Source organism: Anoxybacillus sp. LAT27, from assembly GCF_022030075.1.
GTDB lineage: Bacteria > Bacillota > Bacilli > Bacillales > Anoxybacillaceae > Anoxybacillus > Anoxybacillus kestanbolensis.
Genome location: NZ_JAIWYK010000060.1, coordinates 1 through 652, shown reverse-complemented (window position 1 = coordinate 652; position 652 = coordinate 1). Strand labels below are relative to the sequence as shown.

The 652-nt window shown below is 56.0% G+C and carries 1 rRNA gene; it reads right to left on the bottom strand.

The features are described 5' to 3' along the window. A 23S ribosomal RNA gene (locus LD028_RS02530) occupies nt 1-652 on the bottom strand; the annotation flags it as partial.

Below are 652 nucleotides of genomic sequence, written 5' to 3'. Positions count from 1 at the left end.
TTCACCCGAGGGAGCACCCCTTCTCCCGAAGTTACGGGGTCATTTTGCCGAGTTCCTTAACGAGAGTTCTCCCGCGCACCTTAGGATTCTCTCCTCGCCTACCTGTGTCGGTTTGCGGTACGGGCACCTCTCACCTCGCTAGAGGCTTTTCTTGGCAGTGTGAAATCAGGCACTTCGGTACTACATTTCCCTCGCCATCACAGCTCAGCCTACTCAAGCGGATTTGCCTACTTGAGGCGCCTAACTGCTTGGACGCGCACAACCAGTCGCGCGCTGACCCTATCCTCCTGCGTCCCCCCATTGCTCAAACGGTGAGGAGGTGGTACAGGAATATCAACCTGTTGTCCATCGCCTACGCCTTTCGGCCTCGACTTAGGTCCCGACTAACCCTGAGCGGACGAGCCTTCCTCAGGAAACCTTAGGCTTTCGGTGCAGAGGATTCTCACCTCTGTTTTCGCTACTCACACCGGCATTCTCACTTCTAAGCGCTCCACTAGTCCTTCCGGTCTAGCTTCGACGCCCTTAGAACGCTCCCCTACCGACGACGTAAGTCGTCCCACAGCTTCGGTGGTACGTTTAGCCCCGGTACATTTTCGGCGCAGAGTCACTCGACCAGTGAGCTATTACGCACTCTTTAAATGGTGGCTGCTTC